General features: G+C 60.3%; 19 protein-coding genes. 9 read left to right on the top strand and 10 right to left on the bottom strand.

Annotated elements, in window-relative coordinates; all coding sequences use genetic code 11:
* Nucleotides 1-56: 56 nt before the first annotated feature.
* Nucleotides 57-902 carry an AAA family ATPase gene (locus ACVVH8_RS07520; protein ID WP_007911294.1) on the top strand — a complete coding sequence of 282 codons (846 nt, stop codon included), beginning with the start codon at nt 57-59 and terminating at the stop codon, nt 900-902.
* Nucleotides 903-914: 12 nt separating this feature from the next.
* Nucleotides 915-2,093: a vWA domain-containing protein gene (locus ACVVH8_RS07515; protein ID WP_027614532.1), complete on the top strand. Its 1,179-nt coding sequence runs from the start codon at nt 915-917 to the stop codon at nt 2,091-2,093.
* Between the two features lie 117 nt (nt 2,094-2,210).
* On the opposite strand, the gene ACVVH8_RS07510 is transcribed toward ACVVH8_RS07515, so the two are convergent.
* From ACVVH8_RS07510 to ACVVH8_RS07495, 4 genes are all read right to left on the bottom strand, one after another.
* A complete protein-coding gene (locus ACVVH8_RS07510) occupies nt 2,211-3,134 on the bottom strand; it encodes a 5-oxoprolinase subunit C family protein (protein ID WP_475229303.1) in 924 nt (307 codons plus the stop codon).
* Complete coding sequence (pxpB, locus tag ACVVH8_RS07505) at nt 3,131-3,835, bottom strand: 5-oxoprolinase subunit PxpB (protein WP_475229300.1); 705 nt, start codon at nt 3,833-3,835, stop codon at nt 3,131-3,133. The genes ACVVH8_RS07510 and pxpB overlap by 4 nt, the downstream gene beginning before the upstream one ends.
* A complete protein-coding gene (locus ACVVH8_RS07500) occupies nt 3,832-4,584 on the bottom strand; it encodes a 5-oxoprolinase subunit PxpA (RefSeq protein WP_213027858.1) in 753 nt (250 codons plus the stop codon). Before ACVVH8_RS07500 ends, pxpB begins: the two co-directional genes overlap by 4 nt.
* A gap of 76 nt (nt 4,585-4,660) precedes the next feature.
* The gene (locus tag ACVVH8_RS07495; protein ID WP_475229298.1) at nt 4,661-5,947 is read right to left on the bottom strand and encodes an MFS transporter; all 1,287 of its coding nucleotides are present in this window, start codon (nt 5,945-5,947) and stop codon (nt 4,661-4,663) included.
* Nucleotides 5,948-6,105: 158 nt separating this feature from the next.
* Here ACVVH8_RS07495 and ACVVH8_RS07490 point away from each other — a divergent pair, with 158 nt between their 5' ends.
* Nucleotides 6,106-7,020: a LysR family transcriptional regulator gene (locus ACVVH8_RS07490; protein WP_475229296.1), complete on the top strand. Its 915-nt coding sequence runs from the start codon at nt 6,106-6,108 to the stop codon at nt 7,018-7,020.
* A gap of 117 nt (nt 7,021-7,137) precedes the next feature.
* Here the strand turns inward: ACVVH8_RS07490 and ACVVH8_RS07485 are convergent, their stop codons facing one another.
* From ACVVH8_RS07485 to ACVVH8_RS07475, 3 genes are read right to left on the bottom strand one after another with little or no spacing between them, the layout of a single operon-like run.
* Nucleotides 7,138-7,680, bottom strand: a complete 543-nt coding sequence (locus ACVVH8_RS07485) for a DUF2937 family protein (RefSeq protein ID WP_103306150.1) — start codon at nt 7,678-7,680, stop codon at nt 7,138-7,140.
* Between the two features lie 12 nt (nt 7,681-7,692).
* Nucleotides 7,693-8,469, bottom strand: a complete 777-nt coding sequence (locus ACVVH8_RS07480) for a class II glutamine amidotransferase (RefSeq protein WP_100847538.1) — start codon at nt 8,467-8,469, stop codon at nt 7,693-7,695.
* Between the two features lie 15 nt (nt 8,470-8,484).
* A complete protein-coding gene (locus ACVVH8_RS07475) occupies nt 8,485-8,982 on the bottom strand; it encodes an MFS transporter (RefSeq protein WP_213027855.1) in 498 nt (165 codons plus the stop codon).
* A 225-nt stretch (nt 8,983-9,207) separates the two neighbouring features.
* Here ACVVH8_RS07475 and ACVVH8_RS07470 point away from each other — a divergent pair, with 225 nt between their 5' ends.
* The gene (locus tag ACVVH8_RS07470) at nt 9,208-11,262 is read left to right on the top strand and encodes a S9 family peptidase (RefSeq protein ID WP_213027854.1); all 2,055 of its coding nucleotides are present in this window, start codon (nt 9,208-9,210) and stop codon (nt 11,260-11,262) included.
* 152 nt (nt 11,263-11,414) lie between these two features.
* Complete coding sequence (locus ACVVH8_RS07465; protein ID WP_103306147.1) at nt 11,415-11,888, top strand: cyclic nucleotide-binding domain-containing protein; 474 nt, start codon at nt 11,415-11,417, stop codon at nt 11,886-11,888.
* Here the strand turns inward: ACVVH8_RS07465 and ACVVH8_RS07460 are convergent.
* Nucleotides 11,885-12,169 (bottom strand): superantigen-like protein SSL4, encoded by a 285-nt coding sequence (locus tag ACVVH8_RS07460; protein ID WP_103306146.1) that lies wholly within the window; start codon nt 12,167-12,169, stop codon nt 11,885-11,887. The two genes, ACVVH8_RS07465 and ACVVH8_RS07460, sit on opposite strands and share 4 nt — an antisense overlap.
* 78 nt (nt 12,170-12,247) lie before the next feature.
* On the opposite strand from ACVVH8_RS07460, the gene ACVVH8_RS07455 reads away from it, so the two are divergent.
* The 4 genes from ACVVH8_RS07455 to ACVVH8_RS07440 all read left to right on the top strand — a co-directional run bounded on the left by ACVVH8_RS07455 (nt 12,248) and on the right by ACVVH8_RS07440 (nt 14,489).
* On the top strand, nt 12,248-12,934 hold the full coding sequence (locus ACVVH8_RS07455) for a spermidine synthase (RefSeq protein ID WP_475229294.1): 687 nt from the start codon (nt 12,248-12,250) through the stop codon (nt 12,932-12,934).
* A 48-nt stretch (nt 12,935-12,982) separates the two neighbouring features.
* The gene (locus tag ACVVH8_RS07450; protein ID WP_007911336.1) at nt 12,983-13,354 is read left to right on the top strand and encodes a YajD family HNH nuclease; all 372 of its coding nucleotides are present in this window, start codon (nt 12,983-12,985) and stop codon (nt 13,352-13,354) included.
* Nucleotides 13,355-13,559: 205 nt separating this feature from the next.
* Complete coding sequence (locus ACVVH8_RS07445) at nt 13,560-14,030, top strand: RNA methyltransferase (protein ID WP_007911337.1); 471 nt, start codon at nt 13,560-13,562, stop codon at nt 14,028-14,030.
* 81 nt (nt 14,031-14,111) lie between these two features.
* Nucleotides 14,112-14,489 carry a YgaP family membrane protein gene (locus ACVVH8_RS07440; protein ID WP_103307052.1) on the top strand — a complete coding sequence of 126 codons (378 nt, stop codon included), beginning with the start codon at nt 14,112-14,114 and terminating at the stop codon, nt 14,487-14,489.
* Nucleotides 14,490-14,616: 127 nt separating this feature from the next.
* Here the strand turns inward: ACVVH8_RS07440 and ACVVH8_RS07435 are convergent, their stop codons facing one another.
* A complete protein-coding gene (locus ACVVH8_RS07435; protein ID WP_475229291.1) occupies nt 14,617-15,846 on the bottom strand; it encodes a hypothetical protein in 1,230 nt (409 codons plus the stop codon).
* A gap of 35 nt (nt 15,847-15,881) precedes the next feature.
* Nucleotides 15,882-16,331 (bottom strand): YcgN family cysteine cluster protein, encoded by a 450-nt coding sequence (locus ACVVH8_RS07430; protein ID WP_213027851.1) that lies wholly within the window; start codon nt 16,329-16,331, stop codon nt 15,882-15,884.
* Nucleotides 16,332-16,547 lie beyond the last annotated feature (216 nt).

The raw sequence follows: 16,547 nt of genomic DNA, 5'->3' as shown, positions 1-16,547 counted from the left end.
ATTATTTCGCCCCCGCCCTGCCCGTCAGGTCGGCGTTACCGTTCGAGGATTAGCAGATGAAGTTCGAAGGCACCCAGGCCTACGTCGCCACCGATGACCTGAAGCTGGCGGTCAACGCCGCCATCACCCTGGAGCGGCCGCTGCTGGTCAAGGGCGAACCGGGCACCGGCAAGACCATGCTCGCCGAGCAACTGGCCGAATCGTTCGGCGCCAAGTTGATCACCTGGCACATCAAGTCGACCACCAAGGCTCATCAGGGCCTGTACGAGTACGACGCGGTGAGCCGTCTGCGCGACTCGCAGCTGGGCAATGAAAAAGTCCATGACGTGCGCAACTACCTGAAGAAAGGCAAACTCTGGGAGGCTTTCGAGTCCGAAGAGCGGGTCATTCTGCTGATCGACGAGATCGACAAAGCCGACATCGAGTTCCCGAATGACCTGTTGCAAGAACTCGACAAGATGGAGTTCTACGTTTACGAGATCGACGAGACCATCAAGGCCAAGAAGCGCCCGATCATCATCATTACCTCGAACAACGAGAAAGAGCTGCCGGACGCCTTCCTGCGCCGCTGCTTCTTCCACTACATCGCCTTCCCCGACCGCACCACCCTGCAGAAAATCGTCGACGTGCATTACCCCGACATCAAGAAGGATCTGGTCAGCGAAGCGCTGGACGTGTTCTTCGACGTGCGCAAGGTTCCCGGTCTGAAGAAGAAGCCGTCGACCTCGGAACTGGTCGACTGGCTGAAACTGCTGATGGCCGACAACATCGGCGAAGCCGTGCTGCGTGAACGCGATCCAACCAAAGCGATTCCGCCACTGGCCGGTGCCTTGGTGAAGAACGAACAGGACGTGCAACTGCTTGAGCGTCTGGCGTTCATGAGCCGTCGCGGCACCCGCTAAGAGGCTGATGCCATGTTGCTCAACCTGTTCAATGAAATGCGTGCAGCCAAGGTACCGGTGTCGGTGCGCGAGCTGCTCGACCTAATCAACGCGCTGAAACAGCGCGTAACCTTCGCCGACATGGACGAGTTTTACTACTTGTCGCGGGCGATTCTGGTGAAGGACGAGCGGCATTTCGACAAGTTCGACCGCGCGTTCGGCGCCTACTTCAATGGTCTGGAAAAACTCGACGATCACTTGCAGGCGCTGATTCCCGAAGACTGGTTGCGCAAGGAGTTCGAGCGCTCGCTGACTGACGAAGAACGCGCGCAGATCCAGTCCCTCGGCGGCCTGGACAAACTGATCGAAGAGTTCAAGAAGCGCCTGGAAGAACAGAAGGAGCGCCACGCCGGCGGTAATAAATGGATCGGCACCGGGGGCACCAGCCCATTCGGTTCCGGCGGTTTCAACCCGGAAGGCATTCGGGTCGGCGATGCCGGCAAACGCCAAGGCAAAGCAGTCAAAGTCTGGGATCAGCGCGAGTACAAGAACCTCGACGACTCGGTGGAACTGGGCACGCGCAACATCAAGGTAGCCCTGCGCCGTCTGCGTAAATTTGCTCGCCAGGGCGCGGCGGAAGAACTGGACATCGACGGCACCATCGACCACACCGCCAAGGACGCCGGCCTGCTCAACATCCAGATGCGCCCGGAACGGCGCAACACAGTGAAGCTGCTGTTGCTGTTCGACATCGGCGGCTCGATGGATGCGCACGTGAAGATCTGCGAAGAACTGTTCTCGGCCTGCAAGACCGAGTTCAAGCATCTGGAGTACTTCTACTTCCACAACTTCATTTATGAATCGGTGTGGAAGAACAACATGCGCCGCACTTCCGAGCGTTTCTCGACTCAGGATCTACTGCACAAGTACGGCGCCGACTACAAAGTGATCTTCATTGGCGACGCGGCCATGGCACCTTATGAAATCACCCAGGCAGGCGGCAGCGTCGAGCACTGGAACGAAGAGCCGGGCTACCTGTGGATGCAGCGCTTCATGGAGAAGTACAAGAAGCTCATCTGGATCAATCCGTATCCGAAAGATACGTGGGGCTATACCTCGTCGACCAATATCGTGCGCGATTTGATCGAGGATCAAATGTATCCGCTGACCCTGCGTGGGCTTGAGGAAGGGATGCGGTTTCTGTCCAAATAATTGTTGTTGTCTGGACTGGCGCCATCGCGGGCAAGCCCGCTCCCACAGGTATCGGTGGTGTACATAAATTTCGAGTACAACTCGGACACTGTGGGAGCGGGCTTGCCCGCGATGCTTTTAGCGATTGATAAAGCGCTGCAAATACTCGACATGCTCCCGGTGCGCGACGTCCTGCACCACCGGCCTCAACCTCACCTTGGCCCCCGGCAAACACTGCGCCAGCCGCGCCAACGCCAACGGCGTCAGCGCCCCCAATCGCGGATAGCCGCCAATGGTCTGCCGATCGTTGAGCAGCACAATCGGTTGCCCATCCGGCGGCACCTGCACGGCCCCCAACGGAATACCCTCGGAAATCATCGGCTGGCCGTGATACTGCAACGCCTTGCCGAGCAAGCGAATGCCCATGCGATCGGCGCGACTGTCGAGCGTCCACGCGCTGTTGAACAGATCAAACAGACTCTGCCCGCTGAACTCGCCGATCTGTGCACCGAGCACCAGATCCAGCGGCGTATTCAGCCGTAGATCCGGACGATATTCCATCGGCACCTCACGAACCAGCAAGGCGTGCCCCTGATAAGTCAGCGTCGCACCTTTGGCCAACGGCAAGCCCATGCCATCCAGACCGCCGAGTTCTTCGCGCACCACCGTAGCACTGCTGCCCAACACCTTCGGCGCGTCGAATCCACCGGGTGCGGCAAGATAAGCACGGGCGCCGAGCAGCGGCTGAGTGAACTGCAACTTCTGCCCTCGGGCCAGTTTGAAACTGCGCCACGGCGCCACTGGCTGCCCGTCGATCTGCGCGCCGAGATCGGCTCCGGCCAATGCCAGCAAGCAGTCCTCCTCAGCCACCACGGCAAACCCGCCAAGGGTAATTTCGACCACCGGCACGTCCAGCCCATTGCCCAGCAGCCAATTGGCCCAACTCATCGAACACCCGTCCGCCGCGCCGCCCTGGGTCACGCCCAGATGCCGCACGCCAAAGCGTCCGGCGTCCTGCAACAGGCACAGCGGCGTGCTCGCTTCAATCTTCAGTCGGCTCATGCCTGCGCCTCCAGAGGCGTGTCATCGCCGCCCAAACGGATGAATTCGGCATGGCTCACCGCTTCGAAACGCACGGTGTCGCCGGGTTGCATCAGGCTGTAGCCATCGCGGTTGCGGTCAAACAGCTTTGCGGGCGTGCGGCCAATCAGGTTCCAGCCGCCGGGGGAGACCACGGGATAGGCGGCGGTCTGGCGTTCGGCGATCCCGACGCTGCCGGCCGCGACTTTTTTCCGTGGAGTGCTCAGCCGTGGCGCCGCCAGAATCTCTTCGACCAACCCCATGAAAGCGAAACCCGGCGCAAAGCCGAGCGCGAACACCTGATATTCCCTGGCGCTGTGACGGCGAATCACCTCCTCCAGCGCCAGACCGCTGCGCTCGGCGAGCAAGCTCAGTTCCGGTCCGACACTCAGGTCGTACCAGACCGGCAGCACATGGCACTGGCCGCCGGTTCGCGCATTCGGCGACAGGTCGACCAGCGCCTGCGCAATCAACTCCCGCGCCTGATTCGGATTCAATGAAGTCAGGTCGTAATGCACCATCAACGTCGTATAGGACGGCACCAGATCAATCAACTGCGTGCCGAAAGCCTGACGCAACCGCTCGCTGGCCGCCAGCATCCACGGCATGTTGGCCTCGGCAATTTCATCGAACAGACGCAGCATCAGGCAATCCAGTGCCACCACTTCAATCCTTGGGTTCATTGCGCATCCTGCTGATTCAGGGCCTCGCGAATGCGTTGCACGGCGGCGACCGAACTGGCGTTGTCGCCGTGTACGCAGAGGGTGTTGGCTTGCAGGCGCAAGGCGCTGCCATCGTTGGCGATCAGATTGTCACCACGGGCAATCTTCAGCGCTTGTTCGATGATGATCTCGGGATCGTGATGCACCGCGCCCGGCAGTTGCCGTGAAACCAGTTTGCCGGCGCTGTCATAGGCGCGATCAGCGAAGGCCTCGAACCATAGCGTGAGGCCGTACTCATCACCGATCTGCTGCGCAGCGCGATTGTCGCGAGTGGCCATCAGCATCAGCGGCAGACTGCGGTCGTAAGCCGCCACGGCCTGAATCACCGCGCGCAATTGCGCCGGGTTCGCCATCATGTCGTTGTACATCGCACCGTGGGGTTTGACGTAACTGACTCGCCCGCCCTGGGCGCGGCAAATGCCGTCGAGGGCGCCGATCTGGTAATGCAGGATGTCTTGCAGTTCCTGCGCGGAGTACGCCATCGAACGGCGGCCGAAGCCGACCAGATCCTGATAGGCAGGATGGGCGCCGATCTGCACGCCGTGACTCAGGGCCAGGCTGACGGTTTTGCGCATGATGCTCGGGTCGCCGGCATGGAAGCCGCAGGCGACGTTGGCGCAATCGATGAAGGGCATGACTTCGGCATCCAGACCCATGGTCCAGCTGCCGAAACTCTCGCCAATGTCGCAGTTCAATAACAGGCGGCTCACGGTAAACACTCCTGTAGCTTTTTGTCTTTCTATCCGTAGGACATTGCCCGCCGGGCAGTGCCTCGCAGGTTAGCAGTTACTGTGCATCGAGTTGCTTGCCGCGAGTCTCCGGCAGGCTAAAGGCCGCGAGAATCACCACGCCGTAGGACACTGCAGCGAACGCACCAATGCCCATGCTCAATGGCACTTTCTGGCTGAGCAAACCGATCAGCAGCGGAAACAATGCGGCCAGCGCGCGGCCGATGTTGTAGCAGAAGCCTTGCCCGGAACCACGAATCCGCGTTGGAAACAGCTCGGTGAGAAACGCGCCCATGCCGCTGAAGATCCCTGAAGCAAAAAAGCCCAACGGAAAGCCCAGCCATAACATCACAGCGTTGCTGACCGGCATTTGCGTGTACAGCAGAACGATGGTGAACGAGCCCACCGAGAACAGGACGAAGTTCTTTTTGCGCCCCAGCAGATCGGTCAGATAGGCGCTGATCACATACCCGACGTAGGAACCGACGATCACCATGGCCAGATAGCCGCCGGTGCCGAGCACGCTCAAGCCGCGTTCATTTTTCAGGAAGGTCGGCAGCCACGAGGTGATTGCGTAGTAACCACCTAGCGCACCGGTGGTCAGCAGCGAGGCACGGAATGTGGTGAAGAGCATGCCGGGGGCAAAAATCTCGTAGAACTTCGCCGGGTTGTCGGGTGTTTGTGCAGCCTTGGCTTCGCGGTAAATCTCCGGATCTTTCACCAGTCGACGGACGAAAATCACGAAAATCGCCGGGACGATGCCGAGAATGAACAGCGCGCGCCAGGCGTCTTCCGGCGGTAGCACCGAGAACAACAGCGCATACAGAATCGCCGTCAGCCCCCAACCCAAAGCCCAACCGGATTGCACCATGCCCACCGCTTTGCCGCGATCCTTGGCGCGGATCACTTCACCGATCAGCACCGCACCGGCGGTCCATTCGCCACCGAAACCGAAGCCCATCAGGGTGCGGGCGATCAACAATTGTTCGTAGTTCTGGGCGAAGCCGCAGAGGAAGGTGAAGAAGGCAAACCACAACACGGTCAGTTGCAGGGTGCGCACGCGACCGATGCGGTCGGAAAGGATGCCGGCAACCCAGCCGCCGATGGCCGAGGCGATCAAGGTGCTGGTGTGGATCAGCCCGGCTTCACCGGTGGTGATGCCCCACATCGCAATCAGCGTTGGCACCACGAAGCTGAGCATCTGCGTGTCCATGCCGTCCAGACCGTAACCGATCTTGCAGCTCCAGAACGTGCGGCGCTCCTGTTGATTGATGTTGCGGTACCAGTCGAACGGCCCCGGACGCGCCGCTGCCTTGGGTAAATCAATGGTGTCGGGAGCACTCATGGCAAATCTCCGCAGGTTTTTATTGGTCTTGTTCGCAGATCCCGCGACGCCTATCGTGGGAACCGGATGCGCCGATTTTTGGGCGCGCCGCCCTGCTGCGTCCAACGAATAAAAACCCGCCTTAGGCATAAGAAAAATTTGTCACCCGAGCCTTTGCCATGAACCTGAAGTTTCTCGAGACCTTTGTCTGGGTCGCCCGGCTGAAGAGTTTTCGCCTGACCGCCGACAAGCTGTTCACCACCCAGGCGTCGATTTCCAGCCGTATCGCGGTGCTCGAAGGTGAGCTGGGGGTGAAGCTGTTTTTACGTGATTCTCGCGGGGTCAGCCTGACGCCCGAAGGCTTGAAAGTGCTGGACTATGCCGAGCAGATGCTCGACACCATGAGTGCGCTCAAGCAATCGATCGAAACCCGTTCAAGCAAGGTCGGCCGGGTGCGTATCGGGGTGATGGACACGGTGATCCACACTTGGCTGAGCCCGTTGGTGGCGCAGATGACCGATCTCTATCCACGCGTGGAAATCGAGCTGGTGGCGGATACCTCGCTGAACCTCTGCGATCAGCTGCAAAAAGGCTTTCTCGATCTGATCCTGCAAACCGATCTGGTGCGCCATGAAAGCGTGCGCAGCCTGGAGCTGGCCAGCCATCCGCTGGGCTGGATTGTCGCCAGCAATTCGATCTACAACCGCGAGTACGCCGATCTGGCCGAACTGGCGCAGGAACGGATCATCACCTATTCGAAAAACTCGCGGCCGCATCAGGACATTCTGGCGTTGATGCAGGCAAATGGCGTGCTGGCGCCGCGATTGAATTGTGTGAATTCGGTATCGGCGATTACGCGGTTGTTGCGTGATGGATTTGGTATTGGCGTGTTACCGCCCGTGCTGGTGGCGGAGGAATTGGCGCGGGGGGAACTGACATTGTTGGCCATTGATCAGCGGCCGCCGGACTTGCAGGTGGTGGTGTCGTGGCGAGTGGGGGTGGAGTGGGTCGAGGAGATTGTGACGTTGTGTCAGCAGGTGTTGGCGGGGTATGCGGACAAAGTGGGTGAAAACTACATCACCCTCCCTCACTGACTGATTGATCGTTCCTACGCTCCGCGTGGGAATGCAGCCCGGGACGCTCCGCGTCCCTCGAAAGCCGAACGCGGAGCGTCCGTTGAGGCGTTACCACGCAGAGCGTGGGAACGATCATCAGAGACCGCGCACGTCGCGATCTTCGATCGGCCGGCTCTGGCGCAGACGCTTGCCGCCCAGCACCACCCAGTCAATCAGACGGAACAGACATTCAATCCCGAACGACAGCAGCAGCGCGCCACTCATGCCCCAGATCATCGCCTCTGGCGTCAGCAGAATCTGGTAGCTGTAGCCATTCCAGGTTTCCTTGCGGATGTCCGGATCAGCGGCCAGCACCACTTGCAGGAAGCGGATGTACCACGGGCCCTGCATCGCCTGGTATTGCTTGTCCAGCGCCAGCTGACGATTGAGCAAGGTGCTCAGGCTGTCGGCGTCGCTGCGAAATACCGGATCTTCGCTGGCGCGGTAATGCGCAACCAGCGCCTGCAAGTCGCCTTTGAAAAACTGCTCGGCAGTGCCCTGAAACCCGCGCAGGCCGGTCTGCGCTTCGATCAGATGCGCCTCGACGCGTTTCGCATAATCGCTGATGAACCCCGGCACCTGGACACCGATCAACAGGCCCGCCGCAAACAACACCAGCCGTAGATAACTGAGCAACATGGGGTGCAATCCTTATTCGGTCTTGCCTTGGCTGACGCATTCGCCGCGTCGCCACAGGCTCCATTGGCCCGGTTCGTAGCGGGTCCAGGTTTCGTTTTCGGTCAGAGGTTCGGTGGCGATCACCGTGACCACGTCGTTGGGCGTGGTTTCCGCCTGGAAGTCGACGATCACATCGACGTCCTTCAGGCGTGCCGGGCCAAACGGTGCACGTCGGGTGATCTGCGCCAGTTTGGTCGAGCAATAGCAGAACAGCCAGTCGCCATCGCTGAGCAGGCAGTTGAACACGCCTTTGCTGCGGTATTCGGCGCACGCGGCGACCAGATCCGGCAGCAGCACTTCTATATCGACCGGTTCCGGGAATGCTGCACGCACACGATTGAGCAAATCGCAGAACGCCGCCTCGCTGTCGGTATCGCCGACCGGGCGGTAGAAACTTTTGATCGGGGTGAAATCGGCGAGCTGGCCGTTGTGCGCGAAGCACCAGTTGCGCCCCCAAAGTTCACGGACGAACGGGTGAGTGTTGGACAGGCAGACCTTGCCGACGTTGGCCTGACGAATGTGGCCGATGACCACTTCGCTCTTGATCGGGTAACGCTGCACCAGGTTGGCGACTTCCGATTCGCAACTCGCCGCCGGATCCTGAAACAGCCGCAGGCCACGGCCTTCATAGAAAGCGATGCCCCAACCGTCGCGGTGCGGGCCGGTGCGACCGCCGCGCTGCATCAGGCCGGTGAAGCTGAACACGATATCGGTCGGCACGTTGGCACTCATGCCCAGTAATTCACACATGTGCGGACTCTCGGATTACAGACGCGGCTCGACCCGCATGCGCTGCGGATTGTTCGGCACTGGCGGGCGACCATAACGATCATCACCGGCACCACCGAACGGTTGATCGTCGTCTCGATCCTCTGACCGGGCCGCTGCCTTGGCGGCTTCAGCCTGTTCGCGGCGAGCTCTGGAAGCGCGCTCGATCGGGAAGCGGATCAACACGAAGATCAGGTAAATGCCAAAAGCGATCATGCCGTACATGAACAGATCGGAGATTGCGCGCCAGGCGTTGTTACCGACCTTGAAGGCCAGATCCAATGCGGTGATGGCGATGGCCGGCGCAACCTTTTCCTTCACCGGATCAATGATGGTCGGGCTGAACAGCAACACCGCCATCAACACGCGCAACGGTTCGCGCAGCCAGCGCCACATCCAGGTGGTCAGGCGCATCCATACCAACAGGCAGCCTACAGCGGCAAAGGCGTAGAGGCCCCAGGCGATCAGATAGTCGTTCTCGGTCATGGTGTCCATGGCAAGGCAGGCAAAGAGGCGCTTATAGTAACGACTTTTCGCCCGTCAGGCTTGTCCCAATAGACACACGACCTGTGGGAGCGAGCCTGCTCGCGAATACGGACTGTCAGTTGAAACATTGTTGTCTGACCCACCGCTTTCGCGAGCAGGCTCGCTCCCACAGGGTTTGCGGTGATACCCGGATTCGCGAAAAACCCTATTCCGAACATTGTCCGAGAGCCTTCCATGCCCGTATCCGCCAACGTCATCAGTGCCCCGATTGCCCACAAGGCACCCGGCGCCGACCCGTATGCCTGGCTGCAGGAGCGTGACACCGACGCGGTGCTCGACTACCTCAAGGCCGAAAACGCTTACCAGGAAGCGCAAACCGCCGATCAGGCCGAGCTGCGCGAAAGCCTGTTCGAAGAGATCAAGGGCCGGATTCTTGAAACCGACCTGTCCCTGCCCTCGCCGTGGGGCCCGTATCTGTATTACACGCGCACCACTGCCGGTGACGAATACGCCCGGCACTACCGCTGCCCGCGTCCGGCGGACGACAGCCTGACCCTCGATGAAAGCCGCGAGCAACTGTTGCTCGACCCGAACGTGCTGGCCAATGGCGGTTTCTTCTCGCTGGGCGCGTTCAGCATCAGCCCCGATCACCAGCGTCTGGCCTACAGCGTTGATGCCTCGGGCGATGAGATCTACACGCTGTTCGTCAAAGAACTGGCCAACGACAAAGTCAGCGAACTGGAGTTCGAAGACTGCGACGGCAGCATGACCTGGGCCAACGACAGCCTGACGCTGTTCTTCGGCGTGCTCGACGACACCCATCGCCCGCACAAACTGTTCCGCTACCGCCTCGACGGTACCGCTGCCGAAGAAGTTTTCCACGAGCCGGACGGGCGTTTCTTCCTGCACTGCTACCGGGCAAGCTCCGAACAGCAGTTGCTGCTGTCCCTGGGCAGCAAGACCACCAGCGAAGTCTGGGCGCTGGACGCCAACCAGCCGCAGTTGCCATTCGCTTGCCTGGCGCCACGGGTCGAGGATCACGAATACGACGTCGACCATGGCCTGCTCGATGGCGTATGGACATGGTTTATCCGCACCAACCGCGATGGCATCAACTACGCCCTGTATCAGGCGCCAGACACTGGCGTGGTGCCGACGGAGGCCGATTGGCAACAGCTGATCGCCCACAGCGACACAGTGATGCTCGACGGTGTGAGCCTCAACAGCGAGGCCATGACCCTGAGCCTGCGCGAAGGTGGCTTGCCAATCATCGAAGTTCACCCACACGGCGTGGCGCCTTATCGCGTGCAATTGCCGGACGCGGCCTACAGCCTCTACGTGCAAAACAGCCTGGAATTCGATAGCGACCGCATTCGCCTGCGCTATGAGGCGTTGAATCGCCCGGCTCAGGTCCGCCAATTGATACTGGCCAGCGGCGAACAGACCGTCCTGAAAGAAACCCCGGTGCTCGGCCCGTTCGATGCCGACGCTTACGTCAGCCAACGCCTGTGGGCGAGCGCGCCGGACGGTACGCTGGTGCCGATCAGCCTGGTGATGAAACGCGAAATGGTCGGCAAACCGGTGCCGCTGTATCTCTATGGTTATGGCGCTTACGGTTCGAGCCTAGACCCGTGGTTTTCCCACGCACGTCTGAGTCTGCTCGATCGTGGTATGGCCTTCGCCATCGCCCACGTACGCGGTGGCGGTGAACTGGGTGAAGCCTGGTATCGCGCAGGCAAGCAGGAACACAAACACAATACTTTCAGCGACTTCATCGCCTGCGCCGAGTTTTTGATCCTCAACGGCATCACCACGGCGGAAAAACTGGCGATCAGCGGTGGCAGCGCCGGTGGTCTGTTGATCGGCGCGGTGCTCAACCAGCGCCCGGATCTGTTCGGTGTGGCGATTGCCGAAGTGCCGTTCGTCGACGTGCTCAACACCATGCTCGACCCGGAGCTGCCGCTGACCGTCACTGAATACGACGAGTGGGGCAACCCGCAGGAACCGGAAGTCTATGATCGGATCAAGGCCTATGCACCGTACGAAAACGTCAGCGCTCAGGCGTATCCGGCAACGCTGGTGATCGCCGGCTACAACGACAGCCGCGTGCAGTACTGGGAAGCGGCCAAGTGGGTGGCAAAATTGCGCGCGACGAAGACCGACGACAATGTGCTGCTGCTCAAGACTGAATTGGGCGCCGGCCATGGCGGAATGAGCGGGCGTTATCAGGGATTACGTGACGTAGCGCTCGAATACGCATTTGTGTTCAAGGTTTTGGGCATCGTCTGAGGAACTCCGTCGGTCACTTGGGTCTTAACTCCAGACCCAAGAGGCCGATACCTCACAGATCTCCGTGAAAACCGATCCCCTCACCACAAAAAGGGTTCCCACGGGATCCGTGTACAGCCTCGAAAATGTGAAAACAAAAAGATTGCCACGACATGTCAGAACCCACCTTACTCAACAACGAAATTCGCGACTGGCTGATGGATTGCGGCCTGTTCGATCAATTGCAACTGGCCGATTTCGCAGCGGCATCCGGCTACTTCAGCATCAGCACCGTGGCTGAAGGCGAAGCGATTTTCCGCGAGGGCGATGCCGGCAGCTTCATGTGCATCCTCCACACCGGCCAGGTCGCCGTGCAGAAAACCGGCGCCGACGGCCAGGTCATCACCATGGCCACCCTGCGCAGCGGTCGGGCGTTCGGCGAAATGGCCGTGCTGGACGGCGAAAGGCGTTCTGCGACGTGCGTGGCAGCGAGCAATTGCCAACTGTTGAACCTGGGCAAGGACTCGCTGGAAAAAATGCTCAACGACGCGCCGAAGATCGCCGCCAAGATCATCCGCGCCCTCGCCGTCTCTCTCTCCAAACGCCTGCGCATGGCCGACGGCCAATTGGCGGCGCAGCAGATTTAACCGCCCGGGGATTTGGCCTTGGTGCCGCTCGGTTCAATGCCCGGCACCGCTTGATCCTTGCTCGGCGGACTGGGCATTTCGATCGGCACCAGCGGCGGGCTGCCACTGCCGGCGCCCGACTTGGGAATGTTGATCGGCGTGATCTGCGGATACGGTGTCGGTGTCGCGGTTCCAGGCGAGCCAGGCTGCGGCGCCGGGCTGACCGGAACAACCTGCTGTGCCTGCACGGCAGTAATCGAGAGCGCGGCCAGGGCAATGACCGTTAGAATGGTGCGCTTCATCAAGGGCTCCGTTGGCCTTAGTCTGCGCTCAGGCTACTCCCAACGGGCCTGCTTGCCTTCCCCCTTGTAGAGATTTCCATGAAACGTTTCGTTCTGCTCGACACCACCCCGATCCCTGAAAGCGGCGGTGCCCTGTGCCTGTTCGAGTATGGCGAGGATTTCGTCATCAAGATCCAGGGCGGCGACGGCGGGCAATTGATGAACACGCGTATGCACGGTTCCGAAGATGCGCTGGCCGAGATTCCTTGTCGCAAGGTGGCTGGCCGGCCGAACTCGCGGGTGCTGATCGGTGGGCTCGGCATGGGTTTCACCCTCGCCTCGGCGCTCAAGCATCTGGGTAGAACCGCCGAAGTGGTGGTCGCTGAGCTGGTGCCCGGCGTGGTCGAGTGGAACCGTGGCCCGCTCGGCGAAAAGTCCGGGCGGCCATTGCTTGATCCGCGCACGGTGATCCGTCAGGACGATGTGGCCAAGGTGCTGCAAAGCGAGCCGAACGGCTTCGACGCGATCATGCTCGACGTCGACAACGGCCCCGAAGGCCTGACCCAAAAGGCCAACAGCTGGCTGTATTCCGCCGCTGGTCTGAATGCCTGTGCCAAGGCCCTGCGTCCCAAAGGCGTACTCGCCGTATGGTCGGCCAGCGCCGATCGGCTGTTTTCCGACAAATTGAAGAAGGCCGGTTTCAAGGCTGAGGAAGTGCAGGTGTTCGCCCACGGCAACAAGGGCACCCGCCACACGATCTGGATTGCCGAGAAACTCAAGGGCTGAGCTAAACTCTGCACATAACCGTCATTAGTCTTTTACAAAGGTGAACCCATGAGTTCGTCCACCCCAACCAACACGTCGAAGCTGGATCGCATCCTCGCCGACAACCAGCGCGACAAGGAAATGGGCTACCGCGACAAGGCCCTGAAGATGTATCCGCACGTCTGTGGCCGCTGCACCCGCGAGTTTTCCGGCAAGCGCCTGAGCGAACTGACCGTGCATCACCGCGACCACAATCACGACAACAACCCGCAGGACGGCTCGAACTGGGAGCTGTTGTGCCTGTACTGCCACGACAACGAGCACTCGCGCTACACCGACCAGCAGTATTTCAGCGAAGGCTCGCTGAGCACGCCGAAAATCGCCAAGGCAACGCACAACCCGTTCGCCGCGCTGGCCGGGTTGATGAAGAAAGAAGACTGATCTTCATCGCCTGAATTGGCCTCATCGCTGGCAAGCCAGCTCCCACAATGATTTTGGTCGCTCACAAATTTTGTGTACACCCGAGATACCTGTGGGAGCTGGCTTGCCAGCGATGAGGTCAGAGCAGACAGCGCAAATCCTGAATCTGCCCGCCCTCCCCCAATCCCCGTATAATCGCGCTCTTTTTCCCGAAGGCACCCCGCTCGTGGCAGACAAACGTTACAGCTGCATTGGTTTGTACAACCCCAAGTCACCGGAGAACGTCGGTTCGGTGATGCGCGCCGCAGGCTGTTACGGCGTGGCGTCGGTGTTCTACACCGGCAAGCGCTATGAACGCGCCGCCGATTTCGTCACCGATACCAAACGCGTGCACTACGACATCCCGTTGATCGGCATCGATGATCTGAAAAAGATCCTCCCGCTAAACTGCGTTCCCGTCGCCGTGGAACTGGTCGAAGGCGCCCGTCCGTTGCCGGAATACACCCACCCTGATCGCGCCCTATACATCTTCGGCCCCGAAGACGGCTCGCTGGACAAAGAGATTCGCGACTGGTGCGAAGACGTCGTGTACATCCCGACCACGGGCTGCATGAACCTCGCCGCCACGGTCAACGTCGTGCTCTACGACCGCATGGCCAAGGGCCTGAATACCCGCTCCGGGCCGAAATTCCGCTGAAGCGTCGCACATCCGATGGAACAAGCGGACCGCTCTGGCAGTCAGCTTGTTTATCCATTACTCATTGCCTGGAGAAAGATCATGAGCGAACTCAAACGTGTCGAGCGTATCGAATCCACCCCGTTCCAGAGCCGTTCCGAGCAGAACGTGGAAGGCTGGGAGCGCATCGGATCCTTGGCAGGCGGCGTGATCATGGTCGGCAAGGGCCTGCGCCGTGGCGGGGTGTTCGGGTTGATTCAGGTGGCGATTGGCGGCGTGGCCATGGCTCGTGGGATTACCGGACACAGTTCGGTGAAAAGCCTGTACGAGAAAAGCCGTCAGGACATGAATAACGTGCGGGCGAAGATCGAGCGAGCCGGGGAAGAACTGAGCAAGCTGAAGGCCAATGCCGAAGCAGCGACCAGTACCGCCACCGTTACCGGCAATGATTCTGTGAAATCGCCGAAAGCCGGGGTTTGATCCAGAATTTGCTTTGGGGCTGATGACCCCATCGCTGGCAAGCCAGCTCCCACAGGTCTTGTGGTGATCACATATTTTGTGTCCGACCTAAAACACTGTGGGAGCTGGCTTGCCAGCGATGGCGGCGTTACTGAAGTAACGCGGTATCGAGGACTTTGGAAGACTCGCCGAGAACACTCTCGGCCAGTTGCACAAATTCCTTGGTACTCACCGTCCCCAAATGCATCGCCCCACGCAGCACATCATCCAGCGAGCGCTTGTTGCGTGTCTTCAAACGAATCTCGCCATCCAGTTCCTGCAACACCACCACCGCTTTCGCCACCTGCGCCGCGCTGATCTGCTCGCCGCGCAAGGTTGTAACCTTCTGGCTGTCCTTGGCCAATTTCGCCTGTAACGCCTGATAACGCTCATCGCTCATACCACCGGCACGGCGCACCAGTTCGATCGCGTAATACTCGGCAAACCCTTCGCTGATCCAGTCGCTGCGCTGCTCATCATTGATCCGGCCGAACACCTGCGCCAACTCACGCACCAAGGCACTGCTGCCGCTTTCACTGACCAGCGGCAGGCGCGTATTTAGATAGATCGACTCGTGTGCGCCGAGGCTGCCGCGCCACATCGGGTCATTGGCGCCGACGATCAGCAACTTGGTCGGATGACGCGGATACAGCGCTTGTACCTGCGGCCAGACAAACGTCAACAACGTCAGCACGTCCATCCGCCGCATGCCCTGCCCTTGCGGCGACGCCACGGTGACCTCGGTTTCACCCAGGCGCGTGCGCCGGCTGCCGAGATGGCCGGCAAGCATCCAGCCCGTCGGGCGATCGAACAGACGAGAGGGATTGTCGATGCGGAATTTGTTCTTGCCGATGCGTGGCCAGGCGGTTTCGACGCTTTTCCAGCCCTCGGGCAGTTCGAATTGCAGGCGCGAGACCAGTTCGGTGCCGTCCTGTTGATCGAGCTTGGCCGACGGCACCAGTTCGTCGCCGCGCATCAACGCCCAGGTTGACGTCATACGGGTGTCGAAACTGCCGCTCTTGCGGCCGTGGCTGATGCGCACGCGATAGGTCAGGCTGGCCTTGTCGCTGGTCGGACGCCAGACGCCACGGGCCTGTTTGCCGGGCGTCAGCAGCCATTGGCCGTCCGCCTTGAAGTCGCTGTAATGACTGCCGTCGCCGAGGTCGAAATCAAGGCTGCGCACCGCTTCACCTTTGGCCAGGGTCAGGCGCACTTCAGCCTGATCGCTCTGTGGCAACAGGCGTACGTGGTAATCCAGATCGACTTTCTTCGCCGCCCATGCCGGCGCGCTGAGCGCCAACAGCGCAACCATCAACGCCCGCTGCAATCCCACAGCCATACCCACTCCTTGTTGAAATCTGGATTTGCGAGCGTTTAACCCGCCCGGAAAATCAGGTGATCTTCCCAGTCATCCTCCGGCACGCTGCCCTCGGCGAGCATGCGCCCGGACTGCGAAATCCGCTCGTGGTGCACCGCGTCGCGGTCGCCGCAGACCAGGTGATGCCAGAGTGGCAGGTCCTTGCCTTCGCTGACCAGACGATAGCCGCAGGTCGGCGGCAACCATTTGAACTCTTCGGCCTGGCCCGGGGTGAGCTGGATGCAATCCGGGACAAACTTGATGCGGTTCGGGTAATCGCTGCACTGGCAGGTTTTCAGATCGAGCAGTTTGCAGGCGATGCGCGTGTAATAAACGCTGTTGTCCTCTTCATCCTCGAGTTTTTGCAGGCAGCACAGACCACAGCCGTCGCACAGCGATTCCCATTCCTCCAGATCCAGTTGATCGAGGGTTTTGCGTTTCCAGAACGGTTCGACTTTGGCGACCATGGCTCAAGCATCAACATCAGGTGGTGAAAAGGCCGCCAGTCTAGTGCCCCAGGCCTTGCGGGCCAAGCGCTGGCGACTGCCGGTTGCGCAGCACTTGTCAGTTTTTGTGACGGCGCGTAGCTTTGCCAGTCGCAGGAGCCTTGCCCGGGAGCCATTAACGCTCGACCACGTTGCATCCCGGTGAACTGACACGGCTCGGAAAACCCCATCGTTCAG

Source organism: Pseudomonas trutticola BRTCR10 (assembly GCF_056155105.1).
The sequence above is the reverse complement of the archived record's forward strand: the minus strand, read 5'-3'. Positions and strand labels throughout refer to the sequence as shown.

Bases quoted from the DNA above. Each gene is read 5' to 3' on its own strand.
- ACVVH8_RS07440 (WP_103307052.1), top strand. From the start codon at position 14,112: ATGAGCGAACTCAAACGTGTCGAGCGTATCGAATCCACCCCGTTCCAG.
- ACVVH8_RS07460 (WP_103306146.1), bottom strand. From the start codon at position 12,169: ATGAAGCGCACCATTCTAACGGTCATTGCCCTGGCCGCGCTCTCGATT.
- ACVVH8_RS07510 (WP_475229303.1), bottom strand. From the start codon at position 3,134: ATGAGCCGACTGAAGATTGAAGCGAGCACGCCGCTGTGCCTGTTGCAG.
- ACVVH8_RS07520 (WP_007911294.1), top strand. From the start codon at position 57: ATGAAGTTCGAAGGCACCCAGGCCTACGTCGCCACCGATGACCTGAAG.
- ACVVH8_RS07515 (WP_027614532.1), top strand. From the start codon at position 915: ATGTTGCTCAACCTGTTCAATGAAATGCGTGCAGCCAAGGTACCGGTG.
- ACVVH8_RS07485 (WP_103306150.1), bottom strand. From the start codon at position 7,680: ATGTTGCTCAGTTATCTACGGCTGGTGTTGTTTGCGGCGGGCCTGTTG.
- ACVVH8_RS07465 (WP_103306147.1), top strand. From the start codon at position 11,415: ATGTCAGAACCCACCTTACTCAACAACGAAATTCGCGACTGGCTGATG.
- ACVVH8_RS07435 (WP_475229291.1), bottom strand. From the start codon at position 15,846: ATGGCTGTGGGATTGCAGCGGGCGTTGATGGTTGCGCTGTTGGCGCTC.
- ACVVH8_RS07450 (WP_007911336.1), top strand. From the start codon at position 12,983: ATGAGTTCGTCCACCCCAACCAACACGTCGAAGCTGGATCGCATCCTC.
- ACVVH8_RS07495 (WP_475229298.1), bottom strand. From the start codon at position 5,947: ATGAGTGCTCCCGACACCATTGATTTACCCAAGGCAGCGGCGCGTCCG.
- ACVVH8_RS07430 (WP_213027851.1), bottom strand. From the start codon at position 16,331: ATGGTCGCCAAAGTCGAACCGTTCTGGAAACGCAAAACCCTCGATCAA.
- ACVVH8_RS07490 (WP_475229296.1), top strand. From the start codon at position 6,106: ATGAACCTGAAGTTTCTCGAGACCTTTGTCTGGGTCGCCCGGCTGAAG.
- ACVVH8_RS07480 (WP_100847538.1), bottom strand. From the start codon at position 8,469: ATGTGTGAATTACTGGGCATGAGTGCCAACGTGCCGACCGATATCGTG.
- ACVVH8_RS07455 (WP_475229294.1), top strand. From the start codon at position 12,248: ATGAAACGTTTCGTTCTGCTCGACACCACCCCGATCCCTGAAAGCGGC.
- pxpB (WP_475229300.1), bottom strand. From the start codon at position 3,835: ATGAACCCAAGGATTGAAGTGGTGGCACTGGATTGCCTGATGCTGCGT.
- ACVVH8_RS07470 (WP_213027854.1), top strand. From the start codon at position 9,208: ATGCCCGTATCCGCCAACGTCATCAGTGCCCCGATTGCCCACAAGGCA.
- ACVVH8_RS07475 (WP_213027855.1), bottom strand. From the start codon at position 8,982: ATGGACACCATGACCGAGAACGACTATCTGATCGCCTGGGGCCTCTAC.